The sequence below is a fragment of the Streptococcus sp. oral taxon 061 genome, from assembly GCF_964211575.1.
Taxonomy (GTDB): Bacteria; Bacillota; Bacilli; order Lactobacillales; family Streptococcaceae; genus Streptococcus.
Genome location: NZ_CAXOQQ010000002.1, coordinates 78,191 through 93,117, shown reverse-complemented (window position 1 = coordinate 93,117; position 14,927 = coordinate 78,191). Strand labels below are relative to the sequence as shown.

The following is a 14,927-nucleotide window of genomic DNA, read 5'->3' as shown; positions in this document are numbered from 1 at the left end:
CATTCTCTTAGAGTTGTGCTTCATATTCGCTGTAGAGTTTTGCACGTTTTTCACTAGCATCGATATTTAACACAAAGGCGATAGCTACTGATAGAACCAGGAGACTATTCCCCCCTTGTGAAAGAAATGGGAAGGTTACACCGGTTGAAGGAATCAATCCTGAAATCCCTCCGATATTAACGAATACCTGAATTAAAATCATTCCACCAATACCGATTGCTACCATCGAGTTGAACGGATCTTTTGCTCGTACCCCCACTAAAATAATACGAAGAATTAGGAAAAATAATAGAGCTAAAATAAGACTGGCACCAACAAATCCAAACTCTTCAATCACAATAGAGAAAACAAAGTCCGTGTGTGCCTCAGGTAGATAGCCTCGTTTTTCGATAGAGTTTCCTAATCCTAGCCCAAACCATCCTCCATTTACCATAGCATAGTATGAATTTGCCAACTGGTGTCCTGCACCAGCGACATCATCAAATGGATTAAAGAAAGCACTGAATCGTTTAGCTACGTATCCAAATACTGGAATCTTAGAAAACTTATCAACCCCAACAAGCTTAATGGTTGTTAGAGAAACAAAGGATAAACTGGTCAATACTCCAAGAATAGTTGCAAACCATCGGTGAGCTATCCCACTAATTGAGTACATCAACAATGCTACCAAAAAGAGAATTGTAGCATTTCCAAGGTCAGGGAAAATAGCCAAACTACCAATCATGACTAGAAGGACAAATCGCCAATCGTTAAACGCTCTAGGAAACCATTGGTTTTGAGTTAATACTTGGAAATCATAAACGGCAATTTCTTCTTGTTGTTTTGAAAAGCGTTGAGCCAAGTACCAAATGATGATAATTTTCAAGTATTCCGCAGGCTGAACAGTAATAGGTCCTACTTTGATCCAACCGTAAGCACCATTGATGGGAATCCCAATCAAACGTGCTAAAGCTAGTAACACTAACTCAGCAAACATAACGATAAATAACAAACGTTCGTTTCGAAGAAAACCAAGTTTCAGCTTATAGATTACTGCAATAAGCAACAAACTAACGATCCAAAATAAGCCCTGATTTCGAACCAATTGAAAGGCGCTCTTACCCTCCTGAATCAAGGATGCACTTGTTGTCGAATATACCACTATCAATCCCAGAACGGATAAGAGAATATAGGGCACTAAAATAGAGTAATTCAACAGGTGCCTTTTACTAATTTTCATATTTCACCATCTACTAAATTTTTAATTTTCTATTAATTCTAGTTTTACATGCTATTATACCACTTTTTAGACTAGAAAAAAACTCTTATCCGTTAAAGCCTAGAATTTAAGCTTTTAGAATTCACAAACATTTATTTATATTTTTAACTTTTAGCTAAGAAAACTTCAAAAAAACTCTACCTTTCAAGAGTAGAAAGATAGAGTTGTCATCATTAGTTTGAAGATGTTGTTGTCGTTTCAGCTGCAGTTGTTGTCGTTTCAGTTGCTGCTGATGTAGTTGTTGTTTGAGTTGTTGTATCACTTTGAATGTACTGAGTAAAGATATTTTGGAAGGCTTGATCTTTAACCTTGATATTTGCCGCCTGCAACTCTTTACTAATTACACCTTGAACAAAAGTAGCATCATTTTGTTTTTGAGTCAAGATAACTGTCTTCAATTTTTCTTTATAATCTTCCCAGTTAGAAGATTTTTCTGTTTTCTTGGTCAATTTCACAATATAGAAACTGTTTGAATAAGCTTGTGTACCTGGAGCTGTGATCACATCAGAGATTCCATCAACATTAAGGGCAAAGGCTGCTTTTTTAACAACGTCTGGCAATTCTGTTGATGCAGAGTCGAAGGTGATTTCTCCACCATTTGCTTTTGTCTTTTCGTCAGTTGAATTATCCTTAGCCAATTGTGCGAAGTCAGCTCCAGATTCTTTAGCTTTAGCAAGAACTTCTTTAGCCTTATCTTCACTATCAAGTTTAATAATTTGCGCAGTTACTTCTGGTGTGTACTCATCGTAAGCTTTTTTGTAGTTCTCATCCGTCAATTCAGCTTCTGCAGCTTTTTTAACAGCATACTCAACCAATTTACTTGTACGAATTTGAGCCTTACGACTTTCAGCTGTCATACCAGCACGAGAAAGAACGATTTGATAGCTATCACCATATTTCTTCTGTTCTTCTGCTACAGCTTCTTCAACTTCTTTATCACTTACTTCAGAACCATATTGTTTTTCAAAAACTTTTTGAATAGTCATGTTAAGTAAGACTTGTTGAGCAGTTGGATTATTCTTAACTTCTTCATAAAATTGGTGCTCAGTGATGACATCACCCTTCATACTGATTAAGTCAGCTCCTTGAGAGCTATTTGAACAAGCAGCCAATGTAGCTACTGATAACAAAGTGATGGCACCAGCCAATAATTTTTTCTTCATGTTTACTCCTTTTTATTTATACACTAGATAAATGCTTACCTTATCTATTTTACTAAATTGTCTTAAAAATATCTGAAATTAATCAACATCAGGCAGTTCTATTTCTGCTTGATTCTTTCTTAGCATCAAGATTCCATCTCCAAGAGGAACTAGACTAGCTGTTAATCCCGGATTGTTTAGAGTTGCGTCAAATAGTCTTTGCAAACCACGATAAATGGTTCGTTGCCCGCGTCGGACTTCCATAATATCCTTAGCAATGTCTCCACCTTGGAAGATATCATCCAAGACAACTACGCCACCAACCTCAAGGTGTTTTAGGATTTCTGGCAAAAATACGATGTATTTGGATTTTGCAGAATCCATAAAAACAAAATCATAGGTCTCTGTCAATGTTGACAAAACGTCTACCGCATCGCCTTCCAAAAGAGTGATTTGATGGCGATTATCAAACTTGGCGAAATTTTCCTTGGCAAAACCAATCATTTCAGGATTCCTATCAATGGTTGTTATTTTTGCGTTTGGGGCATGATTTGCCATTAAAAGAGCTGAAAATCCAATTGCCGTTCCAATTTCTAAAATATTTTTTGGTTGAATTGTTTCCATTAGGAAACGGAAATAAGCGACTGTTTCATGAGGAATGATAGGAATATTCTCCTTGCGAGCAAAGTTTTCTAGTTCTTTTAAAGAACCAGTCACCTGCTCTTGTCTGTGGCGCATAAATTCCACAATCTCATCCTTAACAACAGGCCGTCGCATGTTATGGTTAGCATTTTTACTGTATGACTCAACCATTTTATGCTAATCCTAATTTCTCAACAAGGGCTTCGAACTCATCCAAACGGCGTTCAAAGACTGCGAAGGCATCATTAAGATAGTCTTCTTTTTCCATATCAACACCAGCTTTTCGCATGATATTTAGAGGATAGTCTGACTTCCCAGCCTTGAGGTAATCAATATAACGGTCACGATCATCTTGACTACCGTGAACAATCTTTTCAGCCAAGGCCGAAGCTGCTGCAAAGCCTGTTGAATATTGATATACATAGTAATTATAGTAGAAATGAGGGATACGAGCCCACTCGTACTGAATTTGAGGATTGTCTTCCTTACTCAAGCCATAATATTCCTGGTTTAAATCAGCATAGAGATTATTTAAGAACTCACTTGTCAAGACTTCACCATTTTGATCAGCTTGGTGAATCGCATGTTCAAATTCAGCAAATTGAGTTTGGCGGAAGACTGTTCCACGGAAACCATCCAAGAAGTTGTTGAGAATCGCAAAGCGTGTTGCATCATCTTGAACTTCTTGCAATAACTTTTCTGTCAGAATGTTTTCGTTGGTTGTTGAAGCAATCTCGGCCAAGAAGATTGAGTAATCTCCATAGACATAAGGCTGAGTTTCACGTGTATAGCTAGAATGCATACTGTGACCTGTCTCATGTACAAGAGTGAATAGATTATCGAGGTTATCCTGCCAGTTAAGAAGCATGAAGGCGTTTGTATCGTATGATCCACCTGAATAAGCACCTGAACGCTTGCCTTTGTTTTCATAGACATCAATCCAACGCTCACTGAAGGCACGTTTAACACGGCTCAAGTAGTCGTCACCTAAAACTGCCAAAGCTTCTTCTGCTTTCTTCAAAGCTTCCTCATAAGTAAAGCTGTATTCTACTGAAGATAAGGGAGTATAAACATCGTACATCTTAAGATCCGGAATACCTAAAATCTTCGAACGTAGATTTAGATAACGATGCAATAACGGCAAATGCTTACGAACAGCAGACACTAAGTTGTCATAAACACTTTCAGGTACAAAATTGGCTGCAAGAGCTGCTTCACGCGCACTCTTATAGTTACGAACCTTAGCGCGATAGTTTTGCACTTTGACATTGGTCTGTAGTGTTTTAGCGTAAGTGTGCTGGTATTGCTCATAGGTAGAGTATAGGGCTTCATAAGCTCCACGACGAACCTCACGATTTTTAGATTCTACCAAGCGCATATAAACGCCGTGTGACAACTGTACCTCGTTTCCATCTTCATCTTTAACAAATGGAAAGACGATATCTGCATTATCTAAAATAGCAAAGGTTTCACTAGCAGCACCGAAGATTTCACCAGCACCCGCCAACAACTCTTCTTCACGTTGTGAAAGGACATGATCCTTATTTTGCAATAGTTTATCAAAGAAGTGTTTATAAGGCTGGAGTTTTGGTTCTTCTGCTAAAAAGTTTTGATACTGCTCTTCTGTTATAACCATAAATTCTGGCTCATAGAAAGAGAATACCTGGTCGAGTTGACTATAAAGGGTCATTGCTTTTGCATAGTATTCTTGATATTTAGCAACTCGTGTATCCTGGTCGTTTTTCATATGAGCATAGACATAGAGTTTTTCAAGACGACGACTCAAATCCAGATAACGCTCTGTAATATTAAGAAGGCTTTCTGCGCTATCCAAAAGATGTCCCTCAAGGCTAGCTGTTTCTTTTGTATCCTCGGTTAATAGGGCTAATTCTTCTTCCCATTTTTGGTCTGTTTCAAAGATCGTTGATAGATCCCATGTATCTTTTTCATTGATTTCATTTCGTTGTAATACCATAAATTTCCTCCATCCTTTCTATTTTACCATATTTTTCGAGAAATAATGCTGATAAAAGGCAGGTGGATAGAGCTTTTGTTGCTGATTTTGTGGATTCAGTTCATAATAAGCCTGAAAGTTGCTGTAATAATCATATAGATTTTGACTTATCTGACAAAAATAACCATGTTCTATCGGCCTTACTTGGGGATACCAGTCCTGAGTCTTCAAATTTAATAGGTTTTCTCCTCTCAAGTAAGCTTGAGCTTGTTGTTTCATCCAATAGGGATTTTGATAGTAGAGTTGTTTTTGAATGAAACGACAAATGTTTTTGTCCTGTTCAACTGAAAAAGTAATAAGAGCTTGTTGCTTATATGGACTACGTAAAATTTCTAGGAGATTTCCTTTGCCATAAGAAAATTCCTTGAGCTGATAATGGAGTTTCCCTTTCAAATCTTGGTGAAGGAGGTACTTGAGCCTCAAAACTTGTTTTTTATGATCTAACTCCCAAAGATAAAATCCCATATTATTACTAAAGTAAAGAAAATCTCTCTGAAGTTGAGTTAGTCGCTCTTTTAGCCAGAGCTTTTCTCCTAGTAGCCAAAGAACTTGAATTCCCAAACTTCTATAACCATTGCTTCTCTCCCCTAAAAGTTCGCAAGAAATGGGACTACACTGAATTTCTAGAGCTATTTTCTTGTTGATAAAGATATCTGCGATTTGCTTCAGTTCAGGTATGGGATATTCCATCTCTACTTCAGCATCTTTCTTAACCCAATTAAAAAGTGCCACCTTATTTTCCAAATGTTCTGGCCCTTCATTCTCATGATAAAAACCACAACTTTTTAAACTTTCATGCGCAAAATGGGTTCTTACATTTTTCCCTTTTTTCAAGCGAACACTTGTTCCGCAAGCTGGACAATAATAAGCTTGTTTCTTTACTTCATTCTCTAACGCGTTGATTAAATGACCTTTTTTATCTCTAGCTAAAAACATAAACTCTCCTTTTCTAATCCATTCGAAAAGAAAGAGAAGAAAAAGGCTGACCAACTCAACCTTTTTCACATTTAATTTTCAACTATTTCATATGTTTTCGAATATATTTCCGTAACATGGGAATGAGATTCTGTATTTGATCCTGCTTTATCACCATTACACCATATTCTTGACAACGATGGCTGTAAACGGGGTTAATCTTGCCTGAGCAAACTATCATCTTCAAACAATTTTCACCAGCAAAATGGTTGGCATAAACTTCAAGTTCGTTAATAGCTTCAACTGATAAATCAGTCATTTTACAAGAAATGAAAACTACAGAGTGACCTTTACGAAGAATGACATCAATCTCATTTTGAACATTGTCAGCCTCAGGGAAAATCCCATTCCAGTCAATTTCAGTACCAATCATACATTCATCAAAATACTCCGACTCGAGGGCTAGTAAATAGATATACAATTCTAAAATATGCCCTTTTGTTCGACATAACAGATGTGCTTCTGGTGTTGGGAATGTATAAGTGACAGTATCTGTTGTTTCCTCTTCTACTTTCAATAAATTAGCTTTTGTGAACAAAGGAATCAAGCTACTGGGATAAGAATAATTTTTTCCATTACTCTCCAAAATTTTTGCTGTTTCAGCATGAAAATCAGTTGTTTTTGCCAGTGCAAAGAATTGGGTAACCTGATACCATTTTTCAGGATTTTCGATAGCATATTTGGCCAATTTTTTAATAGCTAGCACTTGCTTATTAGAATGCTGAGGTCTTCTTGATTTAAGGACTTTGCCACCACGTAAAGCTATCAATTGTTCAATGGATAAACTAGGAATCTCTAACTGTTTATCATAAATCTTATTCCTTTCCCAGGCATACTGCTTTCCTTGTTCAACATCCATAGCAATAATGGGAATACCTTTCTCCAAACCATACTGATATAGAACTATTGCTAATAGATTATCTCCACCAAAAACATCGATGGTCACTGTCTCAAAATCATTGATAAATACGTCTAATTCCTGGCAGATTTTTTCTAGGTGAAATTGTCGAAAATGTACTTGTTTTAAGTGTGGAACTTGTTCCATTAGAAAATGCTTCAAGGATAGCTTATCTTCCTCAGCAATTTTTCTAGTAGAAAGGTATAAAATCTCATCACAATCACTGACAAAAGCTTGGTAGACATTTTTTTCAATGGTATGACGGTCGTACAGTTCAATTAAAAGACTAGTCATCTTAAGACCTCCTAGACAAAAGAGTCTGAAAGAATAGTGGTCGATCAGAATCGTTTTAAAACTATCATAATTCTGTTTAATTTCATCGACTTCTCCTACTTCTAGTATAGCATAAATTTAGATTTCCCTTTCTTATTAGGGTAACAAATAAGGAATAGAAAACGACTGCTCTCTATCCCTTTTATTCATTTATTTTACTTTTTTAGCCAACATTGTTGCAAAGCGTAGTTGGATACGATTTCCGTTTTCATCACGACGGTGGAGATGGCCAGGATTTTCATTGTACTTCACTAATTCCCAGTCCTTGTAGTAATTTGCCAACTCCCCTTCTTTAAAAGTGAATGGGAAGTTGACTGAGCAAGGATAATCCTCTGTATCCATAGCACAAACGATAAGATTGTAGCCACCGATAGAGGTTTGTTCCTGCATGTTTTGGATAATAGCCGGAATACGTTCTGCTTGTAAAAACATGAGCACAACCGTTGATACGATAAAATCGTAAGTTTGGCCTATGCTAGTTGAATTGATGTCGTAGAGACCGACAAGCATCTCTAAATCTTCTTGCTCCACGATACTTTGCAAGATTTCAAGGGATAGCTCATTTTGGTCAACTGCTGTAACATCAAATCCATGTTGAGCTAGAAAGAGTGCATTTCTACCCTGACCACATCCTAGATCAAGTGCCTTACATGGTTTGACCGTCTGCATAGCTTCTAAGACTTCCGAATGAACTGGATTGCTATTGTATTTCTTTGGGAAATAATCCTCTGGTTTACAATAAAATTCCAAGTACCACTCCACATCATCTGTGGCAGCTTCCACTCTGTGCCAAGCTTGAGGTTGTGCCATAGGATTATCAGCACCTGCTTCAAAGAGGTGCTCAGCTATAACTTCTCCCTCTTCAGTCAATTCAATAAACTTAAGAGCTCCTTTTAATACGGTAATCTTCCCCCAGGTTCCGACCTTAGTATTGTGTTTTCTTTGAACAGCCTCTGGCATGGTGTCTTTATTCCAGACAGGCATGCGTTTGTAGGCAACTAGTTTTTCCATATTCTTCACTCTTTCTATCGGTGGTTAACAGCTTTCATAACACGCGCAATATCACGATCTTGCTCACGACGTTTGATAGACTCACGTTTATCGTAATCGTGTTTCCCTTTTGCAAGTCCTAAAAGGAGCTTGGCATAGCCATCTTTGATATAAACTTTAAGAGGAACCAAGGTCATACCTGTTCCTTTGGTTTCTTGCTCCAATTTCTGGATTTGTTTTTTATGAAGGAGAAGTTTACGACGGCGTTCTGGCTCCTGGTTCCAGATGTTGCCCTCTTCATAAGGAGCGATATGAACATTGCTCAACCAGACTTCACCATTTTTTACTTGGGCAAACCCATCTTTCAGATTGATGCGGGCTGCTCGAACACTCTTGATTTCAGTTCCTGTTAGGACCATTCCTGCTTCTAGCGTATCTACGATTGTATAGTCGTGGTGCGCCTTTTTATTTTGCGCGACGACCTTTCCCTCGCCATTTGCCATGCTTGGCTCCTTTCTTTGCTACTTCCTTGTAAAAAGGTTTCTTGCTCTTTTTCTTCTTGTCTTTTGGAGAATGCTTGCGCTTATCACCTAAGCGACCAGCTTTTCTCTTGTCTTCTTTCTTATCTGAACGACGCCCTCTATCCTTACGACCAGATCCTTTCAAACCTTTTTCAATGACATCAAATTCACTTGGAATAAAGGAGAAATCGATCTCACCAGTCATCTTATCGGCTCTTTCGACACGAATACGGATCTGTTGTCCCACTCGGAAGGTAATTCCTGATTTCTCCCCACGGAGGGTTAAATCGCGTTCATTAAAGTGGTAAAATTCAGGTAGATTGGTAATGTGAATCAAGCCTTCGACTGTATTTGGCAATTCAACAAAAAGACCAAATTTAACAATACTTGAAACAACTGCATCATACTCTTCACCAACGTATTCTTCCATGTACTCAGCTTTTTTCATAGCTTCAACTTCACGCTCTGCCTCGATAGCACGGCGCTCACGGTTTGAAGATTGAGTCGCAATCTCTGGAATGACCTGTTCAAAATGATCTGCTACATCCTTAGAACGTCCATAGTCACGAATCATCCGGTGAACAAGAAGGTCAGGATAACGACGAATTGGGCTGGTAAAGTGCGTGTAATAGTCCGCGGCTAGACCATAGTGACCGTGATTATGCTCAGAATAACGAGCCTGCTGCATCGAACGCAGAAGCATCATGGACAATACATCCGCATATGGCTCTCCTTCAACAGCACTCATGATGTCTTGGAGGGCTTCCTGACTTATCTCACTGGCAGTCCCATAGATTCGTAATCCAAAACTTGAAGCGTAATCAATAAATTTCTGAACTTTCTCAGCTTTAGGTTCCTCGTGTATTCGATAAATAAAAGGAAGTTCCAGCTTGCTGAAGTGCTCGGCAACTGTTTCGTTGGCAATCAACATAAAGGACTCAATCATACGTTCAGCAACACCACGATGACGAAGTACGATATCGACAGGTTTCCCTTTTTTATCTACCAAAATCTTAGCTTCATTGGTATCAAAATTTAAAGCACCACGCTTGATTCGCATACTTTCCAAAGTCTCATGGAGCTTGGCCATAAGTTCGATACTAGGAACAATTTTCTTATAGTCTTGTCTCTTCTCCTCGTCACCAGCTAGAATGTCATTGACATCACTATAGGTCATACGGAAACTTGTCTTGATAACAGTCTGAGTAATCGTATAATTACGAACACGACCATTTTTATCAATCTCCATAATAGCAGATTGAGTCAAACGGTCCACTTGAGGGTTAAGAGAACAGATACCGTTTGAAAGACGCTCTGGCAGCATTGGAACTACACGGTCTGTCACATAAACAGAAGTCGCACGATTTAAGGCTTCCTTATCTAGAGCAGATCCCTCTATCACATAGTAAGAAACATCCGCAATATGAACTCCTAGTTCAAAATTACCATTCTTCAATGGCTTTATGTGAACAGCATCATCTAAGTCCTTAGCATCCGCACCATCTATAGTAAATGTAATTTCATCCCTCAGATCTAAGCGACCTTCCATATCTTTCTCTGATGGAGCATCCGGAACACTCTCAGCTTCTTTGAGAACAGCCTCTGGAAACTCAGATACAATATCCATAGACTCAAGAACTTCAAGGACATCAATCCCTGCATCCGTTGAATGTCCGACAACATCTAAGACACTAGCGACAAAGAAATCGTGTTTCTTACTTGGATACTTATCAATAAAGACCTTAAGGACTTCTGTACCGTCTAACTGAATAGCTGGCTTCTTAACGTAGATTGGTTGACTAATCTTTTGATTTTTTGAACGAATGTAGCCCGCGTACTTGGGTTTTTCCTCATCAAGAATGATTTGACCAACAACCGTCGTCAAACTGTGGTCTAAAATATCAATTATCTTAGCTTCAGCTGCTGTTCCTTTTTGACGATCCGCAACCTTCTTGATTACAATTTCAACAGTATCGCCATCAATGGCATAGTTAACATCATTTTTTCCTACAAAAAGATCATCTTCTTCCCCTTCTAGGCTTACAAAACCAAAGCCATTTTTGTGGGCATGAAAAGTTCCTTTAAGAGTAATCTCGTGTTTCTTTTTTTGGTCCAAGGTGAGACTACCATCTTCTTCAAAGCGAATTTGGTGCTTCCTTTCCATCAGGGACAAGGTTTTAATGAGCTCTCGAAAGTCCTTGGAACCATCCTTTCCAAGAGCTTGAGCCAAGTCATTTACAGTGACTCGTCCCTTTTCTTTTAAATATTCTTTTATTCTATCTTTCATGTTTTCTTTCTAGATTGTTAAAATTTTTCTTTTTGGCGTAAAACCTTATTTCTTTCAAAAATAAAAATAGGCAAAGACCTAGTCTCGCCCATTATTTTCTTATCTACTTGATAATACCGTCAATGCTAAGGCAATGGCTAGCCAGAAAAAGACTAAGATTCCTGTCAAACGTTGCATTACGGCTTCAAAACCACGCGCTTTGCTACGTTCAAACAAATCACCTGAGCTGGCATCAAATACATTGCTAGATTGATTTTTAGTTGGTTGCATAAAAATTGCAATCACAATCACAACAGATAATACTAATAAAATGGTTAATAATAGGTTATACATATCAAACTCCTTAAAATCCCTATTATTTTACCATAATTTCTACTTAGATTCAAGATGTAGAGTCACTTTTCTTTCTTTGGGACAATACTTTAAGACTTCAATCTTATCTGGATGTGTTTTGGAGTTCTTACTGGTTAGATAATTCATGCTGCCACAAGAGGAGCATTTTAGATTAATTTTTACACGCACTAGATTTTTTGTATTTGATACTATTTCAATCTAAGATGATTTGGATAAACAATACCAAAATTCTCCTTCCTAACAATGTTAATTTATAGACACATTCCTTCAAGCAAATGAACTACTTGAGCTATCAACTGTTCTTGATTTCCATTATTATCTAGACTGTGGCTAGCCAGACTAATTTTTCTTTCTAAAGGCCATTGAGAGTTTAAACGGGATTCAGCTGCTTCTTTTGAAATTTGGTCCCGTTTCATTAATCGCTCCAATTGACAATCACGATTTACATAGACTAGCCAAGTTTCGTCAAACCATGAAGCATAGTTCTGCTCAAAAAGCAGTGGAATATCCATGAAAAAGAGAGCTTCTGTCTGAGTCAACTGATTTCGTAATGCAGCTAACTCCTCACGAATAATTTCTCCTTGGGTCCTCTTAGACCATTCCTGCTCTTCAGGATTTGAAAAAATAAGACTAGCCAGTAAGTGACGATTCAGCTCCCCATTTTCTAAAAGGATTTTCTCCCCAAAATGCTTCACTAAAACCTGATAGAGTCGTCCACCTGGTTTTTGTAGTTGATGCACAAGGGCATCCGCGTCAACGACTTCAAACCCTTTGTGTCTAAGAAAATTTGTAACAGTTGACTTTCCAGATGCAATGCCTCCAGTAATTCCAATGATTTTAGCCATTACTTCCTCCTTTGACACTTAGGACAAAAGTGAGTTCCACGACCACCAAGTTGAATCTTTTCGATGATAGCTCCGCAACGCGAACAAGCTTGCCCCGTTTTGTCATAGACTTGATGAAATTCCTGCATGGTACCATCTTCTCCAAAAGCATTGGTATAGGTTCGGATAGTGGACCCGCCCTTTTCAACGGCCTGTCCTAGAACCTTAATGGTTTCATCATGGACTTTTCTAGCCTCTTGGGAGCTTAAACTTTGAGAAATCCTAGCTGGATGAACTTTTGCCCTCCAAAGTACTTCGTCCACATAGATATTACCTAATCCTGCAACAAGAGTCTGGTCCAGCAAATGAGATTTAATTGGCTTTTTTGACTTTTTCAAGGCTAGTTTAAATCTTCCTAAATCAAAATCCTGTTCAGTAGGTTCTGGTCCAAGTTTTTTAGATACAAAGTAAGCCTCTAAAAGCTCAGGAGCAAGTAACTCCATAGTCCCAAACTTACGAACATCCTCATACACCAAAGTACCACCATCTTCAAAATGAATCAAAACATGGGCGTGTTTACGTTCTGGAACTTGGTCTGGGTAATAAAAATACTTGCCTTCCATTCTCAAATGTGAGATAAGGACTTTATCAGATAAATAGAAAAGTAGATACTTGCCACGACGTCCCATTGATTGAATGACTTGACCAGGCATTTCCTTCTGAAATTCCTGCAAATCAGTTTTAATCATCTTGGGGTAACGAATGTCAATGTTTGAAATTTTTTTCCCTAGGATCAATTTTTCCAGACCACGTCGGACAGTCTCAACTTCTGGTAATTCAGGCATAGCTCCTCCTTCTCTAAAAACAAGAAGCAGGCTCCTGCCCACCTCTTCTTAATACTCTTTTTCGTTGTAACCAAAATCGGCAAGATCTAATTTCTTATCGCGCCAATTTTTCTTGACCTTGACCCATGTTTCTAGGAAGACCTTGTCTCCTAGCATGAGTTCGATATCTTTGCGAGCCATGGTACCAATTTTCTTGAGCATGGCACCGCCTTTACCGATGATAATCCCTTTTTGGCTGTCACGCTCGACCATAATGGTTGCTCGGATATGAACCTTGTCAGTCTCTTCGTCTCGTTTCATAGAATCAACCACTACTGCAACTGAGTGTGGAATTTCCTCACGCGTTAAGTGTAACACTTTTTCACGAATCATCTCTGATACTAGGAAACGTTCTGGGTGATCGGTGATTTGATCTGACGGGAAATATTGGAAACCTTCTTCTAAGTTTTCGTTCAAAATATCAATCAAACGCGAAACATTATTTCCTTGTAGAGCTGAAATCGGTACAATTTCCTTAAAGTCCATCTGATTACGGAAATCATCGATTTGAGCCAAAAGTTGGTCTGGGTGCACCTTGTCAATCTTGTTGACCACTAGAATCACAGGAACCTTAGCCGCTTTAAGACGTTCGATGATCATATCGTCACCCTTCCCACGTGGTTCATCTGCTGGCACCATAAAGAGAACTGTATCGACTTCTCGAAGGGTGCTATAGGCTGACTCCACCATGAAGTCTCCAAGGGCTGTCTTTGGTTTGTGAATCCCTGGAGTATCGATAAAGACGATTTGTTCCTTATCCGTGGTGTAGATTCCCATAATCTTGTTGCGCGTCGTCTGCGCCTTATCACTCATGATGGCAATCTTTTGCCCCATGACATGATTCAAAAAAGTTGACTTCCCGACGTTAGGACGTCCTAAAATGGCTACAAAGCCTGATTTAAATGTCATAGTTACCTCTATAATGTTTAAAATAGCAAATCCCAAATCCTAGGGATGAAAATGATAAGTCCAGTCACTGCAGCAAATAAAGACACTACAAGAACTGCACCTGCAGCCATGTCTTTAGCCTTCTTTGCAAGCATATCGAAGTGATAATGGCTAGCCAAATCCACTACATTTTCAATAGCAGAATTCAAAATCTCAAAAGCAATTACTAAAAAAATGCTTAATAGGAGAAAGAGCCATTCAATTCTAGAAACTTGAAAAACAATGCCTGCAAGTAGAACTAAGACAGAAGTCACTGCATGCTTTCTCATATTACGCTCTTCTTTTATGGCAGTAAAAATACCTGTCAGGGCAAAATCTAAACTTGAGAGCAAGTCACGATTCTTCCATTTTCGTTTATTGTCTTGTGAGTCCATAGGCTGTTAAAATTTCTTCTTGTAAACCGAACATCTCCGCTTCTTCTTCCGGAGTGTAGTGATCATAACCGTTTATGTGTAAAAAACCGTGCACAGCTAAAAAGCCCATTTCACGTTCGAAACTATGACCGTACTCTTCAGCTTGCTCATGCGCTTTATCAATTGAAATGAATAACTCGCCGATATAAGAATCAAATTCTGACATCATTTCTGCTAAGTCAGGATCTTCTGCCAAATCCTCTTCGTCAAAGGTAATCTCTAACTCGGGCTTGTATTCAAGACTGATGACATCAGTTGGACGATCTGTATCTCGATACTCTAAATTGAGTTCATGACTGCGTTCATTGGTCACAAAAGTGACTGCCATCTCCTTGTCTTCTTTTCCAATCTTTTTAGCAGCAAATTCTAAAATTTCTTGAGTTTGCTTTAAAATTTCTTTAGAAACCTGACCAGTTTCATCTACCATTTCAATATACATGCGTT

General features: G+C 38.4%; 16 protein-coding genes. All 16 read right to left on the bottom strand.

What is annotated here, in order from left to right; translation table 11 throughout:
• Positions 1 to 7: 7 nt before the first annotated feature.
• Positions 8 to 1,219: an FtsW/RodA/SpoVE family cell cycle protein gene (locus tag AB8E63_RS02065; protein WP_016465935.1), complete on the bottom strand. Its 1,212-nt coding sequence runs from the start codon at positions 1,217 to 1,219 to the stop codon at positions 8 to 10.
• Positions 1,220 to 1,431: 212 nt separating this feature from the next.
• Positions 1,432 to 2,421 (bottom strand): peptidylprolyl isomerase PrsA, encoded by a 990-nt coding sequence (gene prsA / locus AB8E63_RS02060; RefSeq protein ID WP_368909713.1) that lies wholly within the window; start codon positions 2,419 to 2,421, stop codon positions 1,432 to 1,434.
• 78 nt (positions 2,422 to 2,499) lie between these two features.
• Positions 2,500 to 3,213: an O-methyltransferase gene (locus AB8E63_RS02055; RefSeq protein WP_004252662.1), complete on the bottom strand. Its 714-nt coding sequence runs from the start codon at positions 3,211 to 3,213 to the stop codon at positions 2,500 to 2,502.
• Between the two features lies 1 nt (position 3,214).
• Positions 3,215 to 5,017, bottom strand: a complete 1,803-nt coding sequence (gene pepF, locus AB8E63_RS02050) for an oligoendopeptidase F (RefSeq protein ID WP_368909712.1) — start codon at positions 5,015 to 5,017, stop codon at positions 3,215 to 3,217.
• An 18-nt stretch (positions 5,018 to 5,035) separates the two neighbouring features.
• Positions 5,036 to 5,992, bottom strand: coding sequence for a competence protein CoiA (locus AB8E63_RS02045; RefSeq protein ID WP_368909711.1), 957 nt, complete (start codon positions 5,990 to 5,992; stop codon positions 5,036 to 5,038).
• An 82-nt stretch (positions 5,993 to 6,074) separates the two neighbouring features.
• Complete coding sequence (locus tag AB8E63_RS02040) at positions 6,075 to 7,223, bottom strand: hypothetical protein (RefSeq protein WP_368909710.1); 1,149 nt, start codon at positions 7,221 to 7,223, stop codon at positions 6,075 to 6,077.
• A 189-nt stretch (positions 7,224 to 7,412) separates the two neighbouring features.
• Positions 7,413 to 8,273, bottom strand: a complete 861-nt coding sequence (gene tehB, locus AB8E63_RS02035) for an SAM-dependent methyltransferase TehB (RefSeq protein WP_368909709.1) — start codon at positions 8,271 to 8,273, stop codon at positions 7,413 to 7,415.
• A gap of 14 nt (positions 8,274 to 8,287) precedes the next feature.
• The gene (gene smpB, locus AB8E63_RS02030; protein ID WP_368909708.1) at positions 8,288 to 8,755 is read right to left on the bottom strand and encodes an SsrA-binding protein SmpB; all 468 of its coding nucleotides are present in this window, start codon (positions 8,753 to 8,755) and stop codon (positions 8,288 to 8,290) included.
• On the bottom strand, positions 8,718 to 11,060 hold the full coding sequence (rnr, locus tag AB8E63_RS02025) for a ribonuclease R (protein WP_368909707.1): 2,343 nt from the start codon (positions 11,058 to 11,060) through the stop codon (positions 8,718 to 8,720). Before rnr ends, smpB begins: the two co-directional genes overlap by 38 nt.
• Positions 11,061 to 11,159: 99 nt before the next feature.
• Complete coding sequence (secG, locus tag AB8E63_RS02020; protein WP_000282517.1) at positions 11,160 to 11,393, bottom strand: preprotein translocase subunit SecG; 234 nt, start codon at positions 11,391 to 11,393, stop codon at positions 11,160 to 11,162.
• 39 nt (positions 11,394 to 11,432) lie between these two features.
• Positions 11,433 to 11,582: a 50S ribosomal protein L33 gene (rpmG, locus tag AB8E63_RS02015; RefSeq protein ID WP_007519517.1), complete on the bottom strand. Its 150-nt coding sequence runs from the start codon at positions 11,580 to 11,582 to the stop codon at positions 11,433 to 11,435.
• Between the two features lie 83 nt (positions 11,583 to 11,665).
• Entirely contained in the window at positions 11,666 to 12,259 is a 594-nt protein-coding gene (gene coaE, locus AB8E63_RS02010; RefSeq protein ID WP_368909705.1) for a dephospho-CoA kinase, read from the bottom strand.
• Complete coding sequence (mutM, locus tag AB8E63_RS02005; protein WP_368909704.1) at positions 12,259 to 13,083, bottom strand: DNA-formamidopyrimidine glycosylase; 825 nt, start codon at positions 13,081 to 13,083, stop codon at positions 12,259 to 12,261. The genes coaE and mutM overlap by 1 nt, the downstream gene beginning before the upstream one ends.
• A 48-nt stretch (positions 13,084 to 13,131) precedes the next feature.
• Positions 13,132 to 14,031: a GTPase Era gene (gene era / locus AB8E63_RS02000; protein ID WP_368909703.1), complete on the bottom strand. Its 900-nt coding sequence runs from the start codon at positions 14,029 to 14,031 to the stop codon at positions 13,132 to 13,134.
• 17 nt (positions 14,032 to 14,048) lie between these two features.
• The gene (locus AB8E63_RS01995; protein ID WP_195184177.1) at positions 14,049 to 14,444 is read right to left on the bottom strand and encodes a diacylglycerol kinase family protein; all 396 of its coding nucleotides are present in this window, start codon (positions 14,442 to 14,444) and stop codon (positions 14,049 to 14,051) included.
• Positions 14,425 to 14,922, bottom strand: a complete 498-nt coding sequence (gene ybeY, locus AB8E63_RS01990; RefSeq protein WP_368909702.1) for an rRNA maturation RNase YbeY — start codon at positions 14,920 to 14,922, stop codon at positions 14,425 to 14,427. The genes AB8E63_RS01995 and ybeY overlap by 20 nt, the downstream gene beginning before the upstream one ends.
• Positions 14,923 to 14,927: the final 5 nt, after the last annotated feature.

Excerpts from the sequence above, each read along its gene's own strand:
- era (WP_368909703.1), bottom strand. The coding sequence starts at position 14,031 with ATGACATTTAAATCAGGCTTTGTAGCCATTTTAGGACGTCCTAACGTC.
- AB8E63_RS02055 (WP_004252662.1), bottom strand. The coding sequence starts at position 3,213 with ATGGTTGAGTCATACAGTAAAAATGCTAACCATAACATGCGACGGCCT.
- secG (WP_000282517.1), bottom strand. The coding sequence starts at position 11,393 with ATGTATAACCTATTATTAACCATTTTATTAGTATTATCTGTTGTGATT.
- AB8E63_RS02040 (WP_368909710.1), bottom strand. The coding sequence starts at position 7,223 with ATGACTAGTCTTTTAATTGAACTGTACGACCGTCATACCATTGAAAAA.
- pepF (WP_368909712.1), bottom strand. The coding sequence starts at position 5,017 with ATGGTATTACAACGAAATGAAATCAATGAAAAAGATACATGGGATCTA.
- AB8E63_RS01995 (WP_195184177.1), bottom strand. The coding sequence starts at position 14,444 with ATGGACTCACAAGACAATAAACGAAAATGGAAGAATCGTGACTTGCTC.
- AB8E63_RS02045 (WP_368909711.1), bottom strand. The coding sequence starts at position 5,992 with ATGTTTTTAGCTAGAGATAAAAAAGGTCATTTAATCAACGCGTTAGAG.
- coaE (WP_368909705.1), bottom strand. The coding sequence starts at position 12,259 with ATGGCTAAAATCATTGGAATTACTGGAGGCATTGCATCTGGAAAGTCA.
- smpB (WP_368909708.1), bottom strand. The coding sequence starts at position 8,755 with ATGGCAAATGGCGAGGGAAAGGTCGTCGCGCAAAATAAAAAGGCGCAC.
- rnr (WP_368909707.1), bottom strand. The coding sequence starts at position 11,060 with ATGAAAGATAGAATAAAAGAATATTTAAAAGAAAAGGGACGAGTCACT.
- ybeY (WP_368909702.1), bottom strand. The coding sequence starts at position 14,922 with ATGTATATTGAAATGGTAGATGAAACTGGTCAGGTTTCTAAAGAAATT.
- prsA (WP_368909713.1), bottom strand. The coding sequence starts at position 2,421 with ATGAAGAAAAAATTATTGGCTGGTGCCATCACTTTGTTATCAGTAGCT.
- mutM (WP_368909704.1), bottom strand. The coding sequence starts at position 13,083 with ATGCCTGAATTACCAGAAGTTGAGACTGTCCGACGTGGTCTGGAAAAA.
- tehB (WP_368909709.1), bottom strand. The coding sequence starts at position 8,273 with ATGGAAAAACTAGTTGCCTACAAACGCATGCCTGTCTGGAATAAAGAC.
- AB8E63_RS02065 (WP_016465935.1), bottom strand. The coding sequence starts at position 1,219 with ATGAAAATTAGTAAAAGGCACCTGTTGAATTACTCTATTTTAGTGCCC.